Consider the following 591-nt stretch of genomic DNA (forward strand, 5'->3'; position numbering starts at 1 on the left):
CGCCGTCGCCCCGCTACCGATGATAACGATTTTCTTATCGTCATAATCAGTATCTTGCCAGTGCTGCGGATGTACGACTTGACCTTTAAAGTCCTCTTCATTTTTGAAGTGTGGTCGATATCCCTGCTCATAATCATAGTAGCCTGTAGCACCGACGACGAACTTTGCGCTCAAAGTAAATACGTTACCGTCCACATGGTTCTTAATAATGACAGACCACAGTTGATCCTCACTTGACCAAGATAATTGTCTGACCTCGTGTTGATAGCGGATGTGCTCGGTGACATTGAACTCGCGTGCCGTTCTGGCTAGATACGCTTTAATATCATCGCCCTTAGCTAGCACTCTATGATCCAGCCAAGGCCGAAAACTATAGCCAAAGGTTAGCGCATCAGAATCGGAGCGGATACCTGGGTAAGTAAACAAGTCCCACGTCCCGCCTAGATCAGCGCGTTTTTCTAATACTACAAAGCGCTGTGTTACCTTTGCGTGCTGCTTGCTCTTTGTTGTAGATTTTGGGCGAAACAGGGGTTTATTTTTTGCTTGCTGTAAGCGGCAAGCCATATCGATACCTGCAATGCCAGCGCCAAT

1 protein-coding gene is annotated in these 591 nt (G+C 47.0%); it reads right to left on the minus strand.

Translation table 11 applies throughout. From position 1 onward, the window contains the following. Nucleotides 1-591 (minus strand): flavin-containing monooxygenase (locus tag ACTXGO_RS15905; protein ID WP_443575203.1); only part of this gene is annotated, 591 nt, incomplete at both ends.

It is taken from the genome of Psychrobacter sp. T6-1 (genome assembly GCF_052258445.1).